This window comes from Paenibacillus sp. FSL R10-2748 (assembly GCF_038005565.1).
Classification (GTDB): domain Bacteria; phylum Bacillota; class Bacilli; order Paenibacillales; family Paenibacillaceae; genus Paenibacillus; species Paenibacillus polymyxa_B.
Map to the genome: position 1 here is coordinate 1,282,473 of NZ_JBBOTK010000001.1, position 23,439 is coordinate 1,305,911.

Annotated in this window: 20 protein-coding genes; 4 read left to right on the forward strand and 16 right to left on the reverse strand. The window is 47.7% G+C overall.

The annotated features are described in order from the left end of the window. Positions 1–112: 112 nt before the first annotated feature. A complete protein-coding gene (locus tag NSS66_RS05905; protein WP_338533693.1) occupies positions 113–1,486 on the reverse strand; it encodes an N-acyl-D-glucosamine 2-epimerase in 1,374 nt (457 codons plus the stop codon). A gap of 258 nt (positions 1,487–1,744) precedes the next feature. Here NSS66_RS05905 and NSS66_RS05910 point away from each other — a divergent pair, with 258 nt between their 5' ends. Further along, a complete protein-coding gene (locus tag NSS66_RS05910; RefSeq protein WP_279832022.1) occupies positions 1,745–2,536 on the forward strand; it encodes an SDR family oxidoreductase in 792 nt (263 codons plus the stop codon). A 111-nt stretch (positions 2,537–2,647) separates the two neighbouring features. Here the strand turns inward: NSS66_RS05910 and NSS66_RS05915 are convergent, their stop codons facing one another. Continuing rightward, positions 2,648–3,430, reverse strand: coding sequence for a YwaF family protein (locus NSS66_RS05915; RefSeq protein ID WP_076264444.1), 783 nt, complete (start codon positions 3,428–3,430; stop codon positions 2,648–2,650). A gap of 140 nt (positions 3,431–3,570) precedes the next feature. Between NSS66_RS05915 and NSS66_RS05920 the strand changes: the two genes are divergently transcribed. Beyond that, entirely contained in the window at positions 3,571–3,783 is a 213-nt protein-coding gene (locus NSS66_RS05920; RefSeq protein WP_013309048.1) for a hypothetical protein, read from the forward strand. Positions 3,784–3,876: 93 nt separating this feature from the next. Here NSS66_RS05920 and NSS66_RS05925 read toward each other — a convergent pair whose 3' ends face one another. From NSS66_RS05925 to NSS66_RS05955, 7 genes are all read right to left on the reverse strand, one after another. Beyond that, positions 3,877–5,148, reverse strand: a complete 1,272-nt coding sequence (locus tag NSS66_RS05925; RefSeq protein ID WP_076264445.1) for a methyl-accepting chemotaxis protein — start codon at positions 5,146–5,148, stop codon at positions 3,877–3,879. A 263-nt stretch (positions 5,149–5,411) separates the two neighbouring features. Beyond that, on the reverse strand, positions 5,412–6,752 hold the full coding sequence (locus tag NSS66_RS05930; protein WP_340958564.1) for a hemolysin family protein: 1,341 nt from the start codon (positions 6,750–6,752) through the stop codon (positions 5,412–5,414). Between the two features lie 141 nt (positions 6,753–6,893). Next, on the reverse strand, positions 6,894–7,553 hold the full coding sequence (locus NSS66_RS05935) for an SGNH/GDSL hydrolase family protein (RefSeq protein WP_179085432.1): 660 nt from the start codon (positions 7,551–7,553) through the stop codon (positions 6,894–6,896). Between the two features lie 168 nt (positions 7,554–7,721). Beyond that, positions 7,722–8,639 carry a PD-(D/E)XK nuclease family protein gene (locus NSS66_RS05940; protein ID WP_340958565.1) on the reverse strand — a complete coding sequence of 306 codons (918 nt, stop codon included), beginning with the start codon at positions 8,637–8,639 and terminating at the stop codon, positions 7,722–7,724. A gap of 131 nt (positions 8,640–8,770) precedes the next feature. Then, the gene (locus tag NSS66_RS05945; RefSeq protein WP_028543197.1) at positions 8,771–10,066 is read right to left on the reverse strand and encodes a galactokinase; all 1,296 of its coding nucleotides are present in this window, start codon (positions 10,064–10,066) and stop codon (positions 8,771–8,773) included. 189 nt (positions 10,067–10,255) lie between these two features. Then, positions 10,256–11,779 carry a copper amine oxidase N-terminal domain-containing protein gene (locus tag NSS66_RS05950; protein ID WP_340958566.1) on the reverse strand — a complete coding sequence of 508 codons (1,524 nt, stop codon included), beginning with the start codon at positions 11,777–11,779 and terminating at the stop codon, positions 10,256–10,258. Positions 11,780–11,880: 101 nt separating this feature from the next. Further along, positions 11,881–13,545, reverse strand: coding sequence for a PucR family transcriptional regulator (locus NSS66_RS05955; protein ID WP_028543198.1), 1,665 nt, complete (start codon positions 13,543–13,545; stop codon positions 11,881–11,883). Positions 13,546–13,789: 244 nt separating this feature from the next. Between NSS66_RS05955 and ald the strand changes: the two genes are divergently transcribed. Then, positions 13,790–14,920 (forward strand): alanine dehydrogenase, encoded by a 1,131-nt coding sequence (gene ald / locus NSS66_RS05960; RefSeq protein WP_068938480.1) that lies wholly within the window; start codon positions 13,790–13,792, stop codon positions 14,918–14,920. Positions 14,921–15,011: 91 nt separating this feature from the next. Here the strand turns inward: ald and NSS66_RS05965 are convergent, their stop codons facing one another. The 4 genes from NSS66_RS05965 to NSS66_RS05980 all read right to left on the reverse strand — a co-directional run bounded on the left by NSS66_RS05965 (position 15,012) and on the right by NSS66_RS05980 (position 19,266). Next, positions 15,012–15,548: a mismatch-specific DNA-glycosylase gene (locus NSS66_RS05965; RefSeq protein WP_028543200.1), complete on the reverse strand. Its 537-nt coding sequence runs from the start codon at positions 15,546–15,548 to the stop codon at positions 15,012–15,014. Between the two features lie 14 nt (positions 15,549–15,562). Then, the gene (locus tag NSS66_RS05970; RefSeq protein WP_340958567.1) at positions 15,563–16,426 is read right to left on the reverse strand and encodes an aldo/keto reductase; all 864 of its coding nucleotides are present in this window, start codon (positions 16,424–16,426) and stop codon (positions 15,563–15,565) included. Between the two features lie 12 nt (positions 16,427–16,438). After that, complete coding sequence (locus NSS66_RS05975) at positions 16,439–17,668, reverse strand: hypothetical protein (RefSeq protein WP_340958568.1); 1,230 nt, start codon at positions 17,666–17,668, stop codon at positions 16,439–16,441. Between the two features lie 146 nt (positions 17,669–17,814). Then, positions 17,815–19,266 carry a PstS family phosphate ABC transporter substrate-binding protein gene (locus NSS66_RS05980; RefSeq protein ID WP_279832050.1) on the reverse strand — a complete coding sequence of 484 codons (1,452 nt, stop codon included), beginning with the start codon at positions 19,264–19,266 and terminating at the stop codon, positions 17,815–17,817. A 99-nt stretch (positions 19,267–19,365) separates the two neighbouring features. Here NSS66_RS05980 and NSS66_RS05985 point away from each other — a divergent pair, with 99 nt between their 5' ends. Further along, entirely contained in the window at positions 19,366–19,638 is a 273-nt protein-coding gene (locus NSS66_RS05985; protein ID WP_069079703.1) for a hypothetical protein, read from the forward strand. A 330-nt stretch (positions 19,639–19,968) separates the two neighbouring features. On the opposite strand, the gene NSS66_RS05995 is transcribed toward NSS66_RS05985, so the two are convergent. From NSS66_RS05995 to NSS66_RS06005, 3 genes are read right to left on the reverse strand one after another with little or no spacing between them, the layout of a single operon-like run. Beyond that, positions 19,969–22,065 (reverse strand): DUF6449 domain-containing protein, encoded by a 2,097-nt coding sequence (locus NSS66_RS05995; protein WP_340958569.1) that lies wholly within the window; start codon positions 22,063–22,065, stop codon positions 19,969–19,971. After that, positions 22,040–22,942 carry an ABC transporter ATP-binding protein gene (locus NSS66_RS06000; RefSeq protein ID WP_071559100.1) on the reverse strand — a complete coding sequence of 301 codons (903 nt, stop codon included), beginning with the start codon at positions 22,940–22,942 and terminating at the stop codon, positions 22,040–22,042. The genes NSS66_RS05995 and NSS66_RS06000 overlap by 26 nt, the downstream gene beginning before the upstream one ends. Beyond that, complete coding sequence (locus NSS66_RS06005; protein ID WP_023987294.1) at positions 22,935–23,324, reverse strand: GntR family transcriptional regulator; 390 nt, start codon at positions 23,322–23,324, stop codon at positions 22,935–22,937. Before NSS66_RS06005 ends, NSS66_RS06000 begins: the two co-directional genes overlap by 8 nt. Between the last annotated feature and the right edge of the window lie 115 nt (positions 23,325–23,439).

The following is a 23,439-nucleotide window of genomic DNA, read 5'->3' on the forward strand; positions in this document are numbered from 1 at the left end:
CTCCACTATCGTTTATGTTTTGAAAAGATGCTGCTCCTCAAAAATATACAATTCTAAAATGCTATGGCAAATGAGCCGTTTATACAGCTGTTATTTTGTTATTACCCAAATTTTAAGGAACCCTCACTTCATCCTCTGGCAGATTGCGATGTAGCTTCCTCCCCTTGAGCAACCACAGCTCCGGTGTATCCTGTACACCATCAAGGCGCAAGCTGAACGCCTCTGCTGGTAAATTGTGTATACGCAGCAATAGACGGTTTCCGTCTGCTACGGCATCCACAAGCTCCAGCAACGTTAGTGAATCGTTTCTTAGGTGGCGGCTCAGCTCGCGTGTTGTACCTGCTCTGTCCTCCCGGCTCCAAATACGCAGCTCATCTACAGACGGTGTGGCAATCCGCTTGCTGAAAGAAATAACTACCTCATCTTCGGCTGAACGTTCCGCCTTAAGCGGTTTGGGCGGCTCATCGTACATGTAACCACCCAAATGGTATTCATAGGCGGTCCAGGCGTCGTAGCCGCCCTCAAGGGCGGTAGCCCCAAACCGCTGCGTCCACTCGCGGTCACGTACCATACGCGCGAGGGAGCCAATATCCGCCTGCACCCCGAGGGGCAGGCCCGGATAAGCGGCCCGTATCGACTGCGCGATGCGAGCATAGCCCCGGGTATACTGTGGCGGTAGACGGCGGCGCATCCAGTCCGGCCAATGGGTCTGGAGTACGTGCATATCCGGGGCGACGCACCCGATCATAGCTACCGCGTCCAGACCCTGCCATTCCCGCAGCTGGCCTGGGACATCGCCGCGTCCGCTCACAGCAAGCGACCATGTCGCCACGCAGATGTCCGGCCGGACATCACGTACACCGCCCGCGCCGTTCACCAGCTCGCTGATCAGGCCGTTCACGGCGTCCACACGCAGATCAACCCACTGCGCGTACAGCTTCGGAACCTTCCGGTAATAATTCCGCGCATGCTTGTCGCGGAAATCCGGAATGTCCTCACCGCTACGCTCGCGAAAGGCACGCTGTGCATGCGGCCCAACATCCCCGTACACTCCACTGCGCAGCCCGTTCCATTCGGGGAAATAAGGCTCCGCCACCTCGAACCCGTCGAACGGAATGTCGGTGACGAGCCGGGCAGCGGCTTTCTTTTTCCATTCCACATACTCCTGAGCAAAATGCGAAAGCCGCTGAAATCCGTCGTTCGGTTCGCGCAGCAGCTCCATGCGCCATTCTCTCCACTCCGGCGGCAGCTGGGACACGCCAAAAGAACCGTTGCCTAGCACCATTGCCCACACCGCTATGCCTCTGCGTTGAAAAGCAGCAACAAGCGCTCCATCCACTTCATTTTCACGCACGACAAAATAATGAACGGTCTGGTAGCCCGCAAGGGCGATCTCATCTGCTATACTGTCCCGCGAACGGTTGGCGTAATAGGGAAACAACGGATCGATTTGAATACTGGGGCCGCTCAGTGCCCACGGTTTCATTTTTCCGGTCAGTGCTATAGCGTCTGTCGATTCGGGTCGGTCATTTGCGTTATAGCTCAATTCGATCCACCTCCGTCACTCGGTCTTCTCCATACTTGTTCCTGCTATATGTTTTTGCTATAAGTTCCTGCTGGTTCGCCTATGTTACCATATTTCGCAAATGGGATGAAATCCAGTGTGACTGTTTCACCATCAACGTACAGAGGTATGGAATAACGAGTCAGGTTTAGTTTATGAACGGAATGGGAGGAATAGTCAATGGCAGAGCAGAGATTGCAAGGGAAGATAGCAGTGGTCAGTGGTGGAGGTTCAGGGATCGGCAAGGCAACCGCGATCCGTTTTGCAGAACAAGGCGCCAAGGTGGTCATGCTGGATCGGACACCCAAGCATGCAGAGGAGACCAAAGCAATCATTGAGCAGGCTGGCGGCGAGGCACTTGTACTGGAATGTGATATTTCCAAGCCGGACATGATTCAGCAGGGGTTCGCTAAAGTCGTGGAAACGTACGGAAAGCTGGACATAGTATTCGCCAACGCAGGCATTAACGGCACCATGGCCCCTATTGAGACACTGGAGCTGGAGGAATGGGACCGCACGATGAACATTAATCTTCGCGGCACCTTTGCTACCGTTAAATATGCCGTCCCTTACCTGAAAGAACGCGGTGGCAGCATTATCATTACCAGCTCCATCAACGGTAATCGAACCTTTTCGGGTATTGGATTCTCAGCCTACGCCTCCACCAAGGCAGCTCAGGTTGCTTTTATGAAAATGGCAGCGCTGGAGCTGGCACGTTACAAAATTCGGGTCAACGCGATATGCCCGGGAGCTATCGACACGGAAATTGACGATAACACGTACCCTTCGGAAGACTTGAAGCAGGTACAAATTCCAGTCGAATTTCCGAAGGGCGGAGAGCATCCGCTAGAGGATGCCCCTGGTGAGCCAGAGCAGGTTGCCAATCTGGTCCTGTTTCTCGCCTCAGACGAGTCATCTCATGTATCGGGTACGGAAATTTATGTAGACGGAGCAGAATCACTACTGCGTTAAGTATTAGAATGGGGAACGTTATACCTATACTACTGTTTAGGCATTCTTAGCAGCCTTATCCCTGGTCATATACTTGTGGAATAGGCTGCCTTTATATCGCTTTACAACGGCTTATATCGACCTGTCAGCACCATGCAGAGCTCCTTTGCGAAAGCGGACATACAGCCTGCCTCCTGGAAGCACCTCGAACAACAGCATCAGAAGCGAAAAGAACAGCAGTGCAATGGCTTCTTCTGCCAGAATGTACAGAGGATATGGCCCCAAAACATCCAATATCGACGGTGTCGACGGCTTTCCAGCTAGAAACATGTAGTTAGCACCGAGAGCATCGTCTACGATCCACACCATCAGCGCCAAGCCATTCAGAAAAAGCATAACTCCCCCCACACTCTTCCATGTCGGTTTGAGTCCTTCTATCCAGCTCATATACAAGGCTGCCAAAATAATAGCACTATGAGCTACGAAAAAATGGATAAAACGATAATGCGGAAATGCATATGCCAAATTAGGCGTAAGTACGGCTTGGAGCGCCCCTCCAATTCCGGCAAAAAGGATGATCGGATATAACCAGCGGCTTCGAAAAATAAGCATCAGGATAGACAGCAGCAGTGTCACACTGCACAGTTCTAATGGCAATGAGGTCTGGACATCCCAAATATGCTGCATCACATACCAAATATTCAGAGTCACCTCTGACAGAATGAGGACTGTAATTAACAACCAGCGAATTCCCTCGCTTACAGGCTTGTTCGATCGAATCCATCCCCGAGTCAGCCACAGCATCAAAGCGCATACAATGAGTCCCAATATAGCCAACCCATGTGACGGAGTAAAAGCCTCGAACCCTTCTGGCGCATTGGCATCAAACCAAGTACCTGACCACGACCTATCCATAGCTAGCCCCCTTTGATCTCTTTCTCTCTTCGTTGCATTCTATTTTATACCCAATAGCCGATTATGTTCTAGCCGTGTTTCTTGCTTGTTCAATACCTTACCTTTATGATAAAAGATATTATATTTAAAGGAGAACCCTCATGGCCATTAATCGCCGATTAATTACAGATCAGGATTTCAATGAGGCACTGGAACGTCATCTTCGTGTCCGAGTATTTCAGGATGACCAATTGATTGGCTCTGGCGGAATCATAATCCGTTTCGACGATCAAACCATTGTCGTGCAATCCAGCGTCAGTGATCTGGCTTACCACCCCAGAAAACAATGTGAGTTTTTTGAAATTAAAAAATAGCCACTACACACCGGGGAACCATTTTGCTTCGTTTTCCGGTGTATAGCGGCTATATTTTGTTTGTATATATCATGCCTCACATGACGGTTTCTGTTATAGTTGCATTCCCCGTGTTTTCATCATGAGTTTATTCGTAAGCACTTTCAAATCCTCGGAAGAAGACGAAATTTCCTGCATAATTGCTGTCTCCTCATGAGCAGCTGTATAAATTTTGTGAGCTCCTTCAGAGAAGGCCCCTGACATTTGCTGAATACGATGGATCTGCTCAAAGGTTTGATCTACCCGGTTCGTCTGCTCCGTCACGGCTTCTTCCATTAAACGGATGCTCTCGACAAATTCACGTACAATAGCGTTCAAACGGTTCAGCGTCTGATCCACAGAGCTTGTCCGTTCCGCCTCAGCACTGACCAATGACGTCTGCTGATGCATCAACTGCACTGTCTCTACGATTTGTGACTGGACACGGCTAACGATGGCATTTATTTGCTGCACAGACTCCGTACTTTGGGCAGCAAGTGCGCGAATTTGGTGAGCCACTACAGCAAACCCGTTCCCTTCTTCTCCCGCACGCGCCGCTTCTATGGAAGCATTTAACGCCAGCAAATGGGTCTGTTCCGCAATATCCTTCACGGTGCTTGTAATCGCTTCAATTTGGGAAGCTTCTTTTTCCAGTCGGGCAATTACCTGCTGCGAACGACCATGTGATGCTGTCAGCTCTCCCATTCCATCCATCAGGGATGAAAATACGGTCTGCGTCGAATCTACTGAATGCTCCATATGGCCTGACAGTTCCAGCATATGCCCCGATTTGCTACGCATCATTTTAAAATCGCCCAGCATTCGGTCTGCTGTTTTAATAGATTGGGCAGATGCTTGCTTTTGCTGCTCCACGCCATTCAAAATATCTTCTACCACCGAAGACATGGACTCAATTTGTGTGGTAGCCTGCACAATAGCCAAGCTCAGATTTTCCGCACTTTGCGAAGTTGTTTTGGTGCTGTACGAGATCTCATTGAACATATCTTTAATGTTCAGCATCATATGCCGAAATGCATCATACAGAACTTTAATTTCATCCTCCGAACGACGTTCAGGAATCACAACAGACAGGTTCCCAGCCGAAGCTTCCTCTGCCGCCTTTGCCAACCTAACAATTGGCCGTGTGAGTAATTTTGAGATCAACCAGCCCAAAATGCCACTCCACAGAACACCCAATAACAGAATGATCGAAGTGTACACCCATTCTTGTGTACCTTGAGCAAGCCAGTCCTTGAGTACAAAAATAAAAAAAGCGCTTGTTCCATAGGTTATTGCAGAAATTGAGACAAATGCAGTAACCATTTTCGTACCTAGTGACATCTTCATGTACTGTAGCCCACCCCAAAAAACTCAAATTTGATTCCATTTTACCATAAAATTGCTACATTTCTAGTAGTATTTTTCATAGACAGATATATTCATGAGCATAAAGATACAGAGTCTTAAGTCCCCTATCCTAATCACAAAAAACAATATGTTACCAGGTAGCAGCTTGCATCTTAAAACGGACGAATCGCGCTGTCACAAGCTTTACAGGCCATTCGTCACATCTTAAGCGAGCTGTTACTCGACAAAGTCATTTTCCATTATTAAAAATCATTGTCATTTTTCTGTTCAACGACTGCTTTCTTAATCGCTTCAATTGCGTCTATTTGGTGACTGTTTTTTTCCAGTACGGTAAACTCCCATAAACCGATGGTCAGCTTCTCTCCTTGCTGGATATCAAAACGCTCTGAAAGCATCCATCCCCCAATTGTATATACGTCCCCGGCCTCAATATCCGTCTCCAAGCGTCGATTGACCTCATGAATGAGCGCCTGTGATTTGAGTATGTAACGATGATCGTCTGTTTTTGTAATGAGTGGAGTTAACGCTGCGGGGGTTTCGGTGTCGGTATAGGAAGGAATGTCTCCAACAATCTCCTCCATAATGTCCTCCAGTGTGACAAGTCCAGATGTTCCACCATATTCGTCCACCAGCACCGCTACTGGAATGCGTCGTTTTTGCATCTGAATCAGCAGATCCCGAGCCTGAACCGTCTCGATAACCTGAAGCACCGGGTGAATATAAGAAGCCATCGTCGTATTCCCTGTGCTGTGCCCACGTGCCAAATCATGCAGGGCTTCCTTGACGCGAATCATCCCGATAATACGATCCCGGTCGCCATGTTCAGCTACAGGTAGAAAATTATAAACTTTGTCCTCGATCAGCTCCATAAACTCGGCCACTGTTGCCTGGTGGGAGATGGAACGGATGTGGATGCGCGGTACCATAATTTCCTGCGCCGCACGGTCGTCAAAATCAAATACATTGTTCAGATATCGATATTCTGTCGGTGTAATTTCACCACTACGAAAGCCTTCAGATAACGCCAAACGAAGCTCGGCTTCACTGAGTGCCGCATCTTCTTCAGATACCCTTTTGAGCCCGAAGAGACCCGTAATGACACGCGATGAACGACTGAGCACCCAATTCAGGGGATAGGTCATTTTATAGAATATCGTGATTGGACGGGCAAAAAACAATGCCATTGGTTCAGCAATCTGTATGGCGAATGTTTTCGGTACCAGCTCCCCAATGACCACCTCGAAATAGGTCAAGATTAGAAAAGCCAGCAAAAAGGAGAGCACTCCCGTCAGGCCTGCTGGAATATGAGCCAACACAAACAGGGGATGTAGCAGATGTTCAACAGTAGATTCCCCTAGCCAGCCTAGCGCCATTGAGGTTAATGTGGTTCCGAGCTGACAAGCAGATAAATACTCGTCCAGCCGAGACAGAATGTTTTTAACGGCTTTCGCATTTTTGTTGCCTTCAGAGGCCAATTGATTGATGCGAGATACTCGCACACGAATAATGGAATACTCCGAGGCCACAAAAAAAGCAGTTAATGCGATAAGCAATATAACCAGAATGATATTTATCGTTTCCATAGCCCTCTCTTGCTCCGTTCATGACGAAGCAAGAAGCCCCCCCTTTGACATTCATTTTTGGATGGAACCATAACATAAGTAATGATGTCCATAATCGTGTATTACCCAAAAATGACAAGGAGTAGACTATGTATGCCCCTGTTAGCGAATCGCCAGCGGACTCTTTTGCACAATATCTATCCATTGATCAGCTATCAATTGATGCCCAACCGCTGTCGGATGAACCCCGTCATGCAGCCAATAGGAGGCGTCCGCCTGGATAGCGGCTTCGTTCAACATGCTCTGGAGCGGCACAAATACGGCCCCAAATTCGTCCGCAAGCTGACGTACAATACGCTGGTATCCCGTTATTTTTTCTTGCCAAATGTCCCATCGCGCCTCGGTAGCTCCCGTTTTCAAAATAAACGGCTCGCACAGCACGAGTCCCAGATCAGGCATCACTTCACGCGTTTCTTCCAGAAGGTGGCGATAGGCTCGTTCAAATCGGTCCGTCACCCCGGACGGCTCCTGCTCCACGATCCGCCAGGCGTCGTTCACTCCGATTAGAATACTGAGCAGGTCCGGCTTCAGGCTAAACGTGTCCTCATTCCAACGTGCATACAAATCCGAAACTCGATCCCCCGAAATTCCCCGGTTCACAAACTCTGGCTGCGTGGTAGTCAAACGGCTCCCCAACGCACCTGCGATCAGATACACATAGCTCTGACCCAGCCAATGGTTCGCGTCCTCATTTCGTCCCCTTCCTCCGTCTGTTATAGAATCTCCCTGAAAAAGAATACGTGCGTGTTCTATACTCGTCATCTTCCTAACTTCCTCCTTCGCATTTTCCAATAATACCCTTATCATACCTCGCAGCTTCTAAATTATAAAGCGGTTTCAAAACATAGAAGAATTATAGATTTGCCATATGGCCGGATTCACTAGCTTTAATTAGGGTAGGAATCCGGGGGCAAAGGCGATCAAGTCATTTCACACCGCTCGGTACTTACATACCTCACGAAAATTACAGCCTCCGCACGCTCTGCGTGAAGGCATCGGAGTGAAGAAAGATTCAGGCTTGGGGCGATTATAGTAATCGTCATCGAGACAGGACTTCATTTCCTCGATGTATCGTCCGACATTACCAACCACTTTGTCGATATCCTCTTGCGCGGGACGATACACCTCATGCTCTCCTGTCATCAGATACTCCACACGTACCTCGATCTTCTCCAATGGAAGCTGATAGTGCTCCTGCACATAGGAAGCATACAAAAAAAGTTGGTCGGAAAAATCGCCTTCCTTGCCTGTTTTCCAATCCACGATGACCAAGTCTCCATTGTCTCTACGGTAGAGCAAATCCATTTTGACATACACTTTCGTCTCGTGAAGGAGCATCGTATCCCACTTCTCCACTTCTACAATTCGGGCCTTTCCCTGTTGCAGTTCATGCCAAACCGCAGTACGGTATAAATTGTGTATCACCGCGTGCTGTCGCTCCTTAATAAGGGCGATTCGTTCCGAAAGCACCTCGTCGTCGTAATAAACCTCCGCCAGCATGACGCGATTTTTCGGATCTTGTAGCCATAGCTCACGGTGTAGCGATTCCTTGTAGCTGTCATTCAACATGTTCTTCATAGCTGTCTCGAGGTATGCTGTACGCGGGATAGCCCCTTTTTCCATCCATCCACGTATGACTGATTCACACATTTGATGCGTGATATTCCCGAATAAAATATATAAGTTGCTCAGTTGCTTGAGCCGATACAACGTAACTTGCTCTTCAGTGCCCTGTGCCGAATTCCAGCCATTATGCGAGCCGTAATAATGATAATAGTATTTGCGTAAGCATTCATCGAACGTTTGAGCCCTCGATTGCGAATAGGACCAGGACGGGTATATAGCCATGACAGGCCCTCCTTCATTAAAACTATCATCTCTTTATTATAACGCAAACCTAAGCTGTATCGGCGATAAAAAGGACAAAGACTTTAACCCATGGGTTAAAGTCTTCTACTGACTGACTAGTTTGTAAACTCTCAATGAGTCCGTTCAACATTTATCAAATCACTAACATTAACGGCACCGTCCTCACGGACGTTGACAACAAGTACCGGAGTTCCCAGCATTCCGCTGATCCACTCCTTATAATCATCCACATGATCATTCGGAAGAATCGTCAAGATGACACCAGCGAAGCCACCCCCATGTACCCTGCATGCGCTGTTATCTATTGATTTTAAATACATTTCCGTTAAAGCCAGTGCAACCGATACGTCTTGTTCCCGCGCAACCCCACTTCTATATACGTTTTGGAGCCATTTCCATGAGGAATTACCAGATTCGGTAATGAGCCTCAGGAAATCAGTAAAGCGCCCCTCCTCCAGTGATTTCACCTGTTCATCCACACGCCTATTTTCTTCAAAAAAATGCAACGCCCGCAGTACTGCACGGTCTCCTGCTTTTTCCCTGACCATTTTAAGGTTGGCATATAGATCCTCTGGCAATAAGTCACGGCAAACCGAAGCGTCTAAAGATTGAGCCACTGCAAACATTTCGTTGGGCACCGCCGCGTAATCGTCCGTTAAATCAGCATGATTTCCGCCTGTATTTACAATAACGAGGGAATATCCGTTTTGTTCAAAATTCCAATGAACAGGATTTATGATCGGTTCCTTGGGATTTTCAAAGTCAATGGAAATCAAGCCGCCATACGCGCAAGCCATCTGATCAAGCAGCCCCGACGGCTTGTTCCAATAGCTATTTTCCGCATACTGACCAATTTTGGATTTAGCAACTGCATCTAACGCTCCCTCGTTATAAAAATGATTTAATATCGTGCATATCAACATTTCAAAAGAAGCGGAAGAGCTTAAACCTGAAGCAGAGAATACATTACTTGATATATAAGCTTGGAATCCCCCGATACGGTATCCGAATTCAAGTAGACCAGCGGCAATACCACGAACCAGCAGCATCGTACTGTCATCCTCCGGTTTTGGCGACAAGTCGGTTAAATCGATGACGTACTTCGTCTTATAGCCTTCAGAAAAGAATGTAATTACAGACTCCTCCACTTTAGAAGCTGCAGCGATGGTATCGAGTGTTATACTGCCTGCCAGCACCTTCCCGTGATTGTGGTCTGTATGATTTCCACCAATTTCGCAACGTCCCGGAGCACTAAACAGTTCAATATCCCCTACACCAAAATGCTCCCGATACGCCTGTATAAGTGATTCATATCGAGTCGTTTGCTCAGAGATTTGCTGTTGACCGTACATTCGGGCAAGCACCATTTGTCCCTCTCTGGAATTCAATAGTTCCATATCTTTCATCGTATATCCCCCTAATTGTATGTGTTTTCCTATGCTGGAATGATACTATAATTATCTCAATTTTCCCTGTATAAAAGTATGGCACTTTTAAAATTTGTAAGCGCTTATTTTAATCGCTTTACTGAGCATTTTACCAATTTAACTAAAAAAGAACCAGCCCTAATTGGGCCGGTTCCTTGAATATCTTTTTTAGTCGCGTTTCAGTACATATTCCCCATCATTGTTACGAGTTACTGTGGCGCCAAGCGCCTCGGCAACTGATTTGAAAGGAACATACAATGTGCCATATTCATCCGTATATGGAGCTTGTGGCAGCGTCAATGTGCTTCCTTCCAATACAGCCTGTTTGGAGCCACTTTTCAGCTTAATCGTCTTACCTGTAATATCATCAATTACAGTAGTTTGTTTAGCAGCTGCATCCCATTTTAACTCGGAGTTCAGTTCGCTCGTCAGTTCACGCAATGGAATAAAGGCAGTGCCACCACGATTCTCCAAGACGTAGTAATCGTCTTTAGGATCGAAAATGGTTTCTACTTTTGTAATTTCCAAATCATTTTTTAAAATGTTGTAGATCGGAGAATTCGCTTCAAAATTGCGCAGCGTCGCTCCCGGAGTTAATTCAGCTTGTTTATTCAAGTCAATAACACCGTTAGAAATATCCACTTTATCAGCCGTCACACTACCATTGACGTTCCAGGATTGAGTTTCGGTCAGAATTGTGAAGGACTTCACCGGAAGACCGTCCACATCTGGCAGAGCAACTGTCAAGTCTGTCGCTGCTTTGCGAACATTTCCTTTTTCATCAAAATACATGTCGCTTTTCAGAACCGTGTTAGCACTCAGAACCGTTTTGATTTCAGGGGACTGTGCATACATGGTGCTAACGCCTACATCATACTGATCAACGGCCAGATCCAAATACTTTTTAACTTCGGTATAAGCCTCATTGACCATTTTTTCTTTGTTAGCACTCAGTTCCGTTGTTACTTTATCACTACCTTCAATATTCATGCCGGAAGCAATCGTTTTAGTCATATCAATGGCTTGCCCGATCAGCTCTTTCAAGCCTGCTTCGTCCTTCGCCAGATTCGCCAGGAACGGTTTTACTAATGTTACCAGCTCATCACCACGAAGTTCAGCATGCAGATGGGTCAGTTTCACTTTGTCTTTTTCACCGTATACTTCCTCGGTTACAGACGTTGCAGAAATGGTAGAAGGGTTAGGCGCATGCTTGAGCATAAGTGCAGCGGCTGTTTTCGTCAGTTCTCTCACGTCTTTGGAATATACATATGGATCAAATCCAGCAGGCAGACCGCTCAAACTCTCTTGCGAGTTCAAAGATATGTAATAAGGTTTTTTGGCACCTTCCAGTTGAATAGCCAAACCTTGGCGGTCTAAAGCAAGTTCAAACGGCAAATTATACTTATCGATGTGCAATGTACCTTTGGCAGAAGCAAGTTCCTCCGATTGTACCTTGGCTTCATCCACAGTGACAGAAATCGAATTAATCAAATCTACGATTTCTTTATCTCCTTGCGAGATTCCTTCTTTTGGAGTCAATTTAAGAGAGATTTTCTCCGTTGTCTGCTGGGATTTCACATCAAGTGTTCCCAATAAGTTTTTACTTACATCAAATCCACCTACTGCCTGGCAACCTGTCAAAGCTACCATTAACAGAATAAGAGGGACGGCGATCCATTTTTTTATATTCATATTAATCCCCTTTCAAGATATTTCCGTTATCTCTTCTATTATCTCAGTGTTAACACGCATTGTAAATGAGTAGAATGGAAAATAGAACTAGTTATTTAGGATCAATTTTCAGCCTGAAGCATTCGGTAAGCCAGTAGCGCCATCTCTAGGCAACGACGTTTGTCAGGGTCTGCCAGATTTCCCTCTATGATTTCATTAATTTTATCCAGCCGATTATAAAGGGTCTGTCTGTGAATGTACAAAATTCCGGCGGTATCACGCTTGGAGCCATGGGATTGAAAATAGGCATCCAGTGTATCCAGAAGCTGCATATGGTGCTCACGATCATGCGCAATCAGCCCGCCCAAATGGTCCTCTACGAACTCTTGTAGAAAAGGAATGCGGGGCACCGCCTTCAACAACTGATAGATTCCGATGCTGTCGTAAAATAACCGATCCTTCATGACTGGGACGCTTCGTGCCACTTCAATGACCTCATATGCCTCTTCAAAACTGCGATCCGTCCCCGTCATGCGATGCCTTACTTTACCAAAGCCTGCATGAATGCGCACCTTATCAAGCTGTCCTGCGGCATAATTCTGAATATATTGAACAGTATGGGCAAGCACTTTTTTCATTTGCGCTGCGGAACGCAGTGTTAATTCCTCCTTGGCACAAAGGATGTAGCATTGACTCCCCTTCATCATCAGCAGATTGTGCAACGTTTCTTTTTTCAACAATGAACGAAGCAGCACCAGCACATCCTGATTGATGGATTCCTTGCGTACCTGACTGGCATCCTTGTCCTGATGTTCTACCTCAATGACCCCTGCCCAAAATAAATACTGCCCCTTCGATAACAATCGCAGGCCCATTCGGGTCTGGGCCTGTTCTTCACTGGGAAGCTGTCCGCTCAATACATCCTGAATCAATTCATTTTGATTACGCAGCAATCGGTCTTCAAGAAACTGTGTTCTCAGCACCAATGTAGCGGCTGCCTTGGCAGTGTAATCGAGTAACAGCGACATTTCTTCCGTTGGCATTTCACTATGCAGCACCAAACCTACTGCGGAAAACACCTGACCGAAGCATACAACGGGCTGGAACAAGACGGCGGTGGATTCATTCAGGTGAAACAGCAGATGCCCCTCCCGATCGGCGGTCATACTAGATTCCACTTCATTGGCATAAAAATCTGCAATACGGTCCGCTAGATCCGGCTGGACGGAAGGTACGAATCGATTGGTTTCAATGGAAGACATGTAGATGACCTGCCGGGCTGCATAGTCATGAAGCACACGCAAGAGGGCGTTCATATCAGTGCTGCGCAGGGTCTCCTGCTGAAGCTGACGTGAAAATCGCTCCAGATCTTTTAGGAGTTCATGATGTCGGTTAATAAGTAGGGAATGAATATCTTGTGTAATTTCAACAAAACGCACTGGCTGCTCAAATACGATGACCGGGAAGTGATGTCGTTCCGCCAACTCCAGAATTTCAGAGGGGATTTCATGAATGCTCGTGCCCAGCTCCACGCACAATCCCGCAGCTTCCGAGCGGATCAGTTGCTCCATATACTCGGCACGCTCTTCCCCCTTCCGTGTGAGCCACAGGCCGGTCGTCAAAATCAAGTCATGACGGCTCACAAACGGAGAAACATTTGTGATTTCTAGTACATGTACCCAACCCACACGGCGATTTACGCCCTGTTCCCCCGCCGCCAGTTTTGCCCGCCGGAAAACGGGACGTTCCAGCACATCCGCAATGGTAAATGTTTTTTTACCGTTCATCGGCATTCTCCTTATGTATATGTCTTTATGTCATTTTATATGACATATATTCATCAAAAAGTCGAGCCTTTAAGTCAGATAATCCGACAAAATGTATGATGTCAAGGAGCTCCCCCCCTTGTAAACTGTACCTAATCTAACATGAATTGCATTTATCGGCTTGAGTCCATGTAACTAATCGGCAAACTGCACAAAAATGATAGTGTAATTTTCTTAACAATTATTTTTAGGAGAGGTGAATGAAATGAAAATTGGGATTCCGAAAGAGATTAAAAACAACGAAAATCGTGTCGCTCTAACGCCTGCAGGTGCAGCTCAAATGATTCAACATGGACATCACGTATTTGTGGAAAGCCATGCAGGTGTTGAAAGCGGCTTTACGGATGGAGATTATGCCACTGCGGGTGCGACTCTTGTGCAACAAGCTGCGGACGTGTGGTCCCAGGCGGATCTGATTATCAAGGTAAAAGAGCCGCTCCCCTCTGAATACGGGTATTTTCGACCAGGATTGATTTTATTCACCTATCTGCATTTGGCTGCCGAGCCAGCACTGGCCCGCGCTTTAACAGACAACGGCGTAGCCGCCATTTCCTATGAGACGCTAGATGTTGAAGGCAGCCTTCCGCTACTTACTCCGATGAGTGAGGTTGCCGGACGAATGGCTGTACAAATTGGAGCACAACTGCTGGAAAAACCAAAGGGTGGCAAAGGCATCCTGCTGGCAGGTGTGCCGGGGGTCAAACGCGGTAAAGTGACCATTATTGGCGGAGGGGTGGTCGGCACCAATGCTGCCAAGGTCGCCATCGGTCTCGGGGCAGATGTGACACTGATCGACCTGAGCCTGCCAAGACTGCGCCAACTGGACGATATTTTTGGAAATCAGCTCCATGCGCTGGTGTCCACCCCGTCCAACATTGCTGAAGCCGTGGCGCAAAGTGATTTGCTGATCGGTGCTGTCCTAATCACTGGTGCCAAAGCCCCGCGGCTCGTAACGGAAGCGATGGTACAGACGATGCAGCCCGGCTCTGTGATTGTGGATGTCGCCATCGACCAAGGCGGCATAGTCGAGACGATTGACCACATCACGACACACGACCAGCCTACCTATGTGAAGCATGGCGTCATTCACTATGCGGTAGCAAACATGCCGGGCGCGGTACCGCAAACCTCGACGCTCGCTCTGACGAACGCGACGCTCCCCTTTGCTCTCCAGCTCGCAGATCTGGGTGTGCAAGAGGCGCTTCGCAGAAGCAAGCCACTGCTTAGCGGCACCAACGTCCTGAACGGACATATTACCTACGAAGCGGTCGCACGTGATCTGGGATATCCTTATGTTCCCGTGGAACAGGCATGGCAGGCGAAAGCCTTACAATAGAAACAGCTCAAAGAACCACACGCTCTTCCCAGCAGGGACTGGAGCGTGTGGTTCTTTTTGTGCTAGCTGTATTCACCATACTTACTGCATTTCAGACGATTTCTGACGAAAGGAACGTTTGAAGATGGCGATAAATATCTGTGATTTCTTCCAGCGACATGCGCACCAGTCCGCTAGACGAAGGTGCCACAAATTCATGCATCTCGGGAATTAGCGGTTCAGGCTGAAATCCCCAATCTACTTTGGATTTTTTACTGTATTCGGTGTACACGCCTTTGCCGACAAAGCAAGCAACCCTCGGGCGGTATTCCTTTAGCTTCTCGTATAGCTTCAGACGTCCTTCGGCGTATTCCTCGCGTGCAATGTCCTCTACTCCCCTCGTAGGACGGGAAACAATGTTCGTAAAGCCGAAGCCCAGCTTCAGCAGCTCCCGATCTTCCGATGGATCGTACAAGCGAGGTGTCAAGCCTGCTCCCTCCAGTATGCGCCAAAAGCGGTTGCGCGGATTCGCATAATGATGTCCTACCTCGCCTGATTTCAAGCTGGGATTAAAGCCGATGAATACAACGGATAATCCATAATCCAGATGATCATCTACCTCATGCAGTTCTGTCTCTCGCTCTGTCATGGGCTCCTCCTTCGTCAAACAATATCCAGCGGCTGCTTCCGCGTTGGCGGAGGAAAAGCTTTGTCTATTTGTTGAAGTTGTTCAGGAGTGAGCCGAATACTGGCTGCCGCTGCATTTTGTCGTACATGCAATTCCTGCACCGCCTTCGGAATTGCCCAGACATCACCGTCCCGTATGACCCACGCAAGCGCAACTTGGGATGGAGTTACCCCGTGGCTGGCAGCAATGTCTACCATAACAGGATGCTCCAACAGACCCCGTCGCAGGCGGCCACCTTGGGCAATCGGGCAATAGGCCATCACAGGCACCCCATGCGTACGGCTCCAAGGTAGCAGATCATATTCGATGCCACGCGAAGCTGCGTGATACAGCACTTGGTTAACAGCGCAGGCTTCGCTTCTACTCAGGCTCCATAGCTCCTCCATGTCGGATTTGTCCAGATTGGACACTCCCCAGCTGCGGATTTTGCCCTGCTCACGCAGTTTTTCCATGCCTTGTACCGTTTCTTCCAGCGGAATATTCCCGCGCCAATGCAACAGATACATGTCCATGTACTCTGTTCCCATTCGGGTTAGGCTCGCTTCGCACGCTTGAGCCAGTCCTTGGCGGTCCGCATGATGAGGATACGCCTTGCTAACAAGATAGACATCGTCCCGGCGACCCCGAATGGCCTCTCCGACGATCTCTTCTGCGCCGCCCTCCGCATACATTTCAGCCGTGTCCACCAGCGTCATACCCAGCTCCAAGCCTAGTTGAAGCGCGCGCACCTCTTCCTGCCGGAGTGACGCTTTTTCACCCATATTCCACGTACCCTGCCCGATTAACGGTACTTCACGACCGTCAGTCCATCTAATCACACTTTTCTTATGATGGCTCATATTCATCCCTCCTTAGGATCCTGATGCCACAGGCTTGTCAAATACATGGCTCTGCGTCCAATGCTGTCCACCATCCGAGGTGGTATACATAACTGGGGCCTGCTCTGAATCTGAGAAAATAGCCCAGCCTTCCTTGGCATTTGCCATCCCGATTTGCTGTCCGCCATAACCGTCAAAGCCTTGCTTGCCATTGTTCCACGTCTTGCCGCCGTCAGTCGTCCAGCCGATCGTATTAGGCTTGTCGCACGGTGCGCAGTAGCCACCCATCCATGCGGTACTGCTATTAACCGGATAGAGCATACCTGGTGCCGTCCCTTCATTTTTGGCAACCTGGTTCTCTTGCTGGCTAATACCTGGTGCCGGACCGCCGCCAGCGGTGGCATTCGCCAGCACAGCACGCCAGCTTTGTCCACTATCGGCAGTATGCCAAAGCGAATACGACGTCTGATTCATCCCCGTATCTCCAACCAGCTCGATCCATGCGTTGCCACGTTCTACCGAACGAATAATGGCTCCATTTAGAGGCGCCTCCGTTGTGCGTGACATGACAGTAGTCCACTTTTGGCCCCCGTTAACAGTGTGTAAAATCTGAAACGAACGGTCTGTGTCCTGCGTAACCGCCCAGCCGTTTTGCCGATCATGGTAATATGGCTGTCCTACCATGTGGCCAGGCATGGGGAGCGAAGACCAGCTATGCCCGCCATCCTTCGTATATTGGCTGCCACTGAACCCTTCCTTGGATGATACAAAGTGTAAAAAGCCCGCTTGCCCTTGCTCAGGTACAGTCCCCACAACCTCCCAGCGTTTGCCGCCATCGCGAGTGGCCAGCAGCGATCCGCTGTCTGCCATAACAGCCCAGGCCTGCTGTCCGTTCAAGGCAAAAATCTGCTGAACCGTACCTTGGCCCTGATATTGCACATTCCACGTCGATCCGACTGAACCGGATGCAGCCGCGTCCGTTCGGGCAATCCAGCCATTTCCGCCGATCCAGCCGGATTGACCGTCGATCAAACGCAGCGCGGTAATATTGTCCATGCGGACCTTCGCTATAGTAGAGTCTGTGGTTGCTTGTCCTCCTGTTTTCGGTGTATCTACAGTTGTTCCCGAACCATTCGCTTGTGCCGAGGCGGCACCCTTTTGCTCATTTTGAGCCGTTTGTCCTGTTTGCGAGCCTGTTTCACACCCCGCTGTCACTATGGCTACGGCGAGCAAAAGCACCCATACCGATGTTTTTTTCTTCATTTTCGTTCATCCCCTTATGTTGGTGATATACATGCTGTGCGGGTATTGTATTCACAGCAAAGCATATTCTATGTATTACCCTGCTGTCTTCGTTTCACTCTTAAGGTGAATATACGGGTGACTGTATGCGAACCATCGTTTCAGGTTTACGAGTTTACAGGAACAAAGCCGCCTTTTTCGATGGCCCGGGTTCCTTCTTCACTTTGCAGCCATTCGAGTAATCGTTGCATCGAAGGGCTTGGTTTCTCGCCTTCCCGTGTGACCACGAACAGTTGAGCTGTGAATGGATATTGCTTCGAGCGAATGTGTTCTTTGTTCGGCTCTACTCCATCAATAGACAAAAATTTGACCTCTTGACGATTATGCATCACATTTGCAAAATAATAAAATGAATATCCGAGCGCGTTGTGATCCTTGTTAAAATCTGCGACTGCATTAATCATACCACCCATAATGCCAATTTGTAGTTCACGTGGCGGGTCAGCCATCTCATGGCCTGCCATCACTTTCTTTTGCATGTATGTCTGACTGCCTGAATTTTCTTCTCGCTGATAAGCAATGATCGGCTGATCCTTGCCCCCTACTTCATTCCAATTATGGATAGCCCCTTCATATATACGACGAACCTGCTCCGAAGAAAGTCCCTTAACCGGATTGTCTTGATGAGCGAGAAAAATAAACGCATCCCACCCAATGGGCGTGAGCCTCATTTGTATTCCCCGACTTTTCGCCAGACGCAGTTCCTCATCGGAAGGACCGGCCACCAGAATCAGATCCGCCTTCTTTTCGATTAAATTGACATATGCCTGATGGGTCGTGTTGAATCTCAGCTCGTGCGCCGCTCGCGCCTTGCTCATTCCAGTCAGTTCATGCAGCATATCCTGCGCAAACGGAATGGCCGCCGTAGCCCCGTCAACTACCGGAAAATCCTTCTCTGCAATGTACGGGCGTTGAGGAAGCATCAGTGTAATCGTCAGCACAATGACGAGCGCAGCAGATATTGCGGCAACACTCCATTGCCATCTATGATCCACCTTACCATTCTTGTCGGTCACCGCTGGATAACGATTCACCCCAACTCCTATTACCATGCCAGCTATCGGCAGCAGTGCAGCCAGTAGAAACCAGATTTCACCATGCTGTGTATATGGCCCCAATACCTCCAACACAGGCTCCGCCCAAGCGTGATAGAGTGAAAAGAGCTCCCACGCCCCTCCCACTTCAGCAGGTTGGCCACCAGACCCTTGTATGCCTACAATCCACAACCACAGCCCACATAATAATGATAATAGCCCGGTCAGCATCAGCGAAAGCTTGCCCATGCTGGACATACGCGCACTCAAGGCACCATAAGCTGCAAAAATGAGACCGATAATCCATGCATATAGAAGTAGTATTACAAACACAGTTGTATCTGTGACACCTTCATGCCTCAGCAGAAGCTGCACTTGGGGTGCCACAACCATACTCCAAACTACATTAAACATGACTGAAAACAATCCAAACATAAACGTACCACCCAGCCATGGCCAAAACCATGCTATCCGCACAGACTCATTCTTTTCCGGCTTGGTTATAACTTCCTTTGGATCAGACATGTACATCCCCCTATAACTAATGAATGAAATGAGACTGTAAGCCATTGCTTCTTCATTGTACAATTATGGTAAAGATTAGTATACGAGAGGAGGATAAAAATGTCCTTATCCGATCATCCGAATAATACATCTGATGTAACCTTGCTCCGGAAAGCACACGATGATCTATGGCTTTCCTTACAGCATATTCCCAGCGATGAAGCACTCAAGCTACTTCACAGCTTTGCAACCCAGGTAGCGTTCTATCACGAGAAAAAGGACAAGGAGGCGGACTGTAAAAACTACTTTCGAACTCCCTTGCCCTATATAGCGATAGCCGTTGGTATTTCACTGCCAACCGCCATGTGGCTTCTGATATTGTTCTTACCCTAATGCTTATGGCAAAAAAGGCCTCCCCCACGGGAAAGGCCTTTTTGGTATCGAATCTTCTTTATATTGCTCTGGCATGGATCAAAAAACGGTGCTGCTTCACGTCCCAGTACCCATCACGTTGGATATCCAAATACAGACCATACAGCTGTTCTATATATTTCTCTGGCTGAAAGTCTGCAATCTGCCATTCAATAGCTTTTAAATAGTAGACAAGCGCAAAATACGTCGTACCTCCGTTGGCGAAAATGACTCATGCTTATTCAGCACGAGGTCGAACCCGGCATCGCCAAACGGGAGGGAATCGTCATCCTGTATAGCCATATCGTGGGCTTAAGGAACTGTCGGTAAAGCCTTTGCAAGCTCCGGTGTCATTTCGTTTGGAGTTAAATAGCAATAGCCTGTGTGGGGATCTGCACTAAATAAAGGTTTGATCTTGACCTGAAATAGGTAAGTACCCTTCGCCATATTTGGAGTATAGCTATAGGGTCTGCGCTTTTCCAATACAGTACTCCAAAGCTTCGGATCTTCAATAGTTATTGCTTTGTGCTTCTGCTGAATGCTTCTAAATAGTTTATAGTCTTCAATATACTGATTGGGTCGATAAGGCTCAAGCTCTTCAGTAATAATAGGAACAGCCCGTATCGAAAAAATATCCTTAGCATCAATGATGACCTTATCCGCATATCCCTTTTGTTCTAACCAATCTGTAAGCTTGTGATAGGAAGCCGGCCAATTAAATGAGAGTTCACGCTTCCATTTCGGTTCGTCATTGGTAAAAGATGACTCTTTATTTGTAATAGAAACACTTCCTAATGGATATTCCTCTGATTGCATTTCGCTATAACTCATATTTAATACTTCTTCTCTGAGTACGGCTTCAAATTCACGAGTTTCTTTGGGATTGGTTAAAACCACTCGTCTTTCATTATCATCTAAGGATTCGATATTAATCGTCTCTGCTTTTCCTTGTAGCTTATCCAGCTTATATCTTACCGTTTTGTAAGGCTCAGCTTCCATCACTTTAGTCAGTTCCGTCCGGAAAGGCTTCTCAGGGAATGTATAGCGGCGAGTCATGGTGGAACCATCATCCAAACGGTAGACTATAACTGCCGATTCGACCGCCAGATTTTTGGACAACGATTTCTCACCTGCTGCATGTGCACGTACGAGTTCACGATGTAAATTCAGTACAGAGGCAATGTAGGCCCTGTCTTGGGAGAAATAAGCTTCTTTTTGTGCATCTCTCCCCAGAGGCTCCTCTTGCCCCACATAAACTTTTTCTACGGAGTGTGCTGTTGGAATCCGGTCCTCATAACCCAACCAACCTGAAATCGGGATATATAATACCAGCCCCATGATCACACCGTAAACGACCATTTCCACCAAAGCACGAACACGCACAATTTGCCACGTCTTGCGGACGACCATCTCTACAACGATATAGCCTAAAATAGCTCCAAGTGCATACCCAAAAATCGACCAATTTGCTCCTCTTGTACTTGCATTATAAAAATAATCGCCTAGTACAAGCATGGTGCATAGTATAACTCCTGCCTTGAACAAAGGTTGAAAGAAAGAAAACGCCATGGCCTGAGTCGCCTTCTCGACCAAGCGTTTACGGTACAAACCATAACTCAAGGCGACAAACAGCAGGGAGATACCTATATAGGCAAGCAGCTCCATGTAGGAAAAGGCGCGATGCGGCAAATTGTCCATAATGCGTACAAACGGCGATAAGTTATCCCAAATATTATTACTGCTGCGAAACTCCCCACCATTAATATATTGAACAATGGTTTCTCGCACCTGCACATATCCGTATAAATTACGCTCCAGAAAACGCCCCATCATCATGAATAGAAACTGAGGCAATAGCAGCAAAACATACACTACCACAGTCTGTAGCAACGATTGTCCCACACAAATACCTACAAACACAGTAAAGGTAAACAGGAAAATCGTAAGGATGGACACGACCAGTGCCCACGATCCAATATCATTGATATGAAAAATATAAGGCAGTTCGACTGACGTGTTAACCCAGGCAGTTACTCCCGCAGTCAGCCATACAGGTACAAGTAAAAGAATAAGACCGCTAATCAAATGTGCCGTTAATAGATGCTCTCTACGCAAAGGTAGGCTATGATACAAATCGGATGGCCCCTGTCGCTGAATAAAACGAAGCAGCATCACACCTGCCAGCACCGGTACGGTCACTAAAATTAATTTTTGCAATTCATTACCTGAGCTTGTGCTATCGAACAAGCTTTTTAAAACCACTCGTGGTTGTTCATCACCAATGCTCATAAACAATGGCAGCAGTACTGTAAATAGCAATCCCACCAAGTACAACAGACCGATCCAGCCATGCTGTCTCAGGCTTTGGCGAATTACGCCGCCGCTACAGAAGAATCGGTTGGATGTCATAACCTGCGTCCTCCATTTCATAAATGAAAATTTCTTCAAGCGTCAACGGTAGCAAATCGAACACATGCGGCTCATACGCTTCAATCGTCTCTGCAATCCGCTCTCGCTCACCCCGGATAATAAGCAGTAGAACACTGCCCCTCCGCTCCTTATGTACAACCGAAAGTTGTCCACATACGGCTTCCTCATGCGTGCTGTCACGAAAGGCAACCTGTACCTTATGCGTATCAGACTTGAGGTCGTCGACCTCTTTTTCCAGCAGCATCCGACCCTGGTGCATAATGCCGACGTGATCACACATGTCTTCTATTTCACGCAAGTTATGAGATGAGATCACGACGGTCATCTCGCGTGCAGCGGTTTCCTGGAACAGTAAATTTTTGATCATTCTACGCATCACCGGGTCCAGCCCATCAATCGGTTCATCCAAAATGAGCAGCTCAGGCATACAGCTCAAGGCAAGCAAAAAAGCAGCCTGACGCTTCATCCCCTTGGAAAAACGGTGAAGCTTTCGTTTAGGATCTAGCTTAAAAATCTCCGTAAGCTGTATGTAGCGTTCCTCGCTCCAGCTCGGATAAATGGAGCGGTAAAACCGGGCCATCTGACGAATTGTCGCTTGCGGAAAAAAATAGGGGGTGTCTGGCATAAACAGAATGTACTGCTTGACTTCAGGCTGCTCATATACGGACTGTCCGCCAATCAGTACCTTTCCTGCATCCGGTCGGTAAATCCCGGCGATGATTTTGAGCAGTGTCGTTTTCCCTGCCCCGTTCGAGCCCAGCAACCCAAAAATAGAGCCCTTCTTCACCGTAAGGGCGAGCTGATCGACAGCCTTTTCTTCTGTAAATGTCTTTGTGACTTCCCTTAATTCAATCAAGGGACATCCCCCTTTCCTTTGTTTGTATAGCTTCCACGTATATGTCGTCCACTTCCTGCTGCGTAAAACCGAAATGGACGGCTTCGATCATCTGTTTTAACAATGCCGCCCGAATCTCATCCCGCTTTATTTGCTGCGGCTGATGCTCGGCAGGTGTGACAAAGCTGCCTTTGCCTTGAACGGAATAAATGTATCCTTCTCGTTCCAACTCTCGATACGCCTTCTGAATCGTATTCGGATTCACCGTAAGCTGAGCGGACAATGTCCGTACGGAAGGCAATTGCTCATCCGGCTGAAGTGATCCGTACACGATCATTTCCTTTACCCTGTCCATAAGCTGTTCGTAGATCGGCTTGCGGCTGCGGATATCCAGCTCGAACATGGACTTCCTCCTTTCAAGACTTATTCTGATTCACTTGTATATACTGAACTGTTCTAACTGTACTATCATTAATAGTACAGTTAGAACAGTTTGTCAATCTTTTCTTTGGTTATTC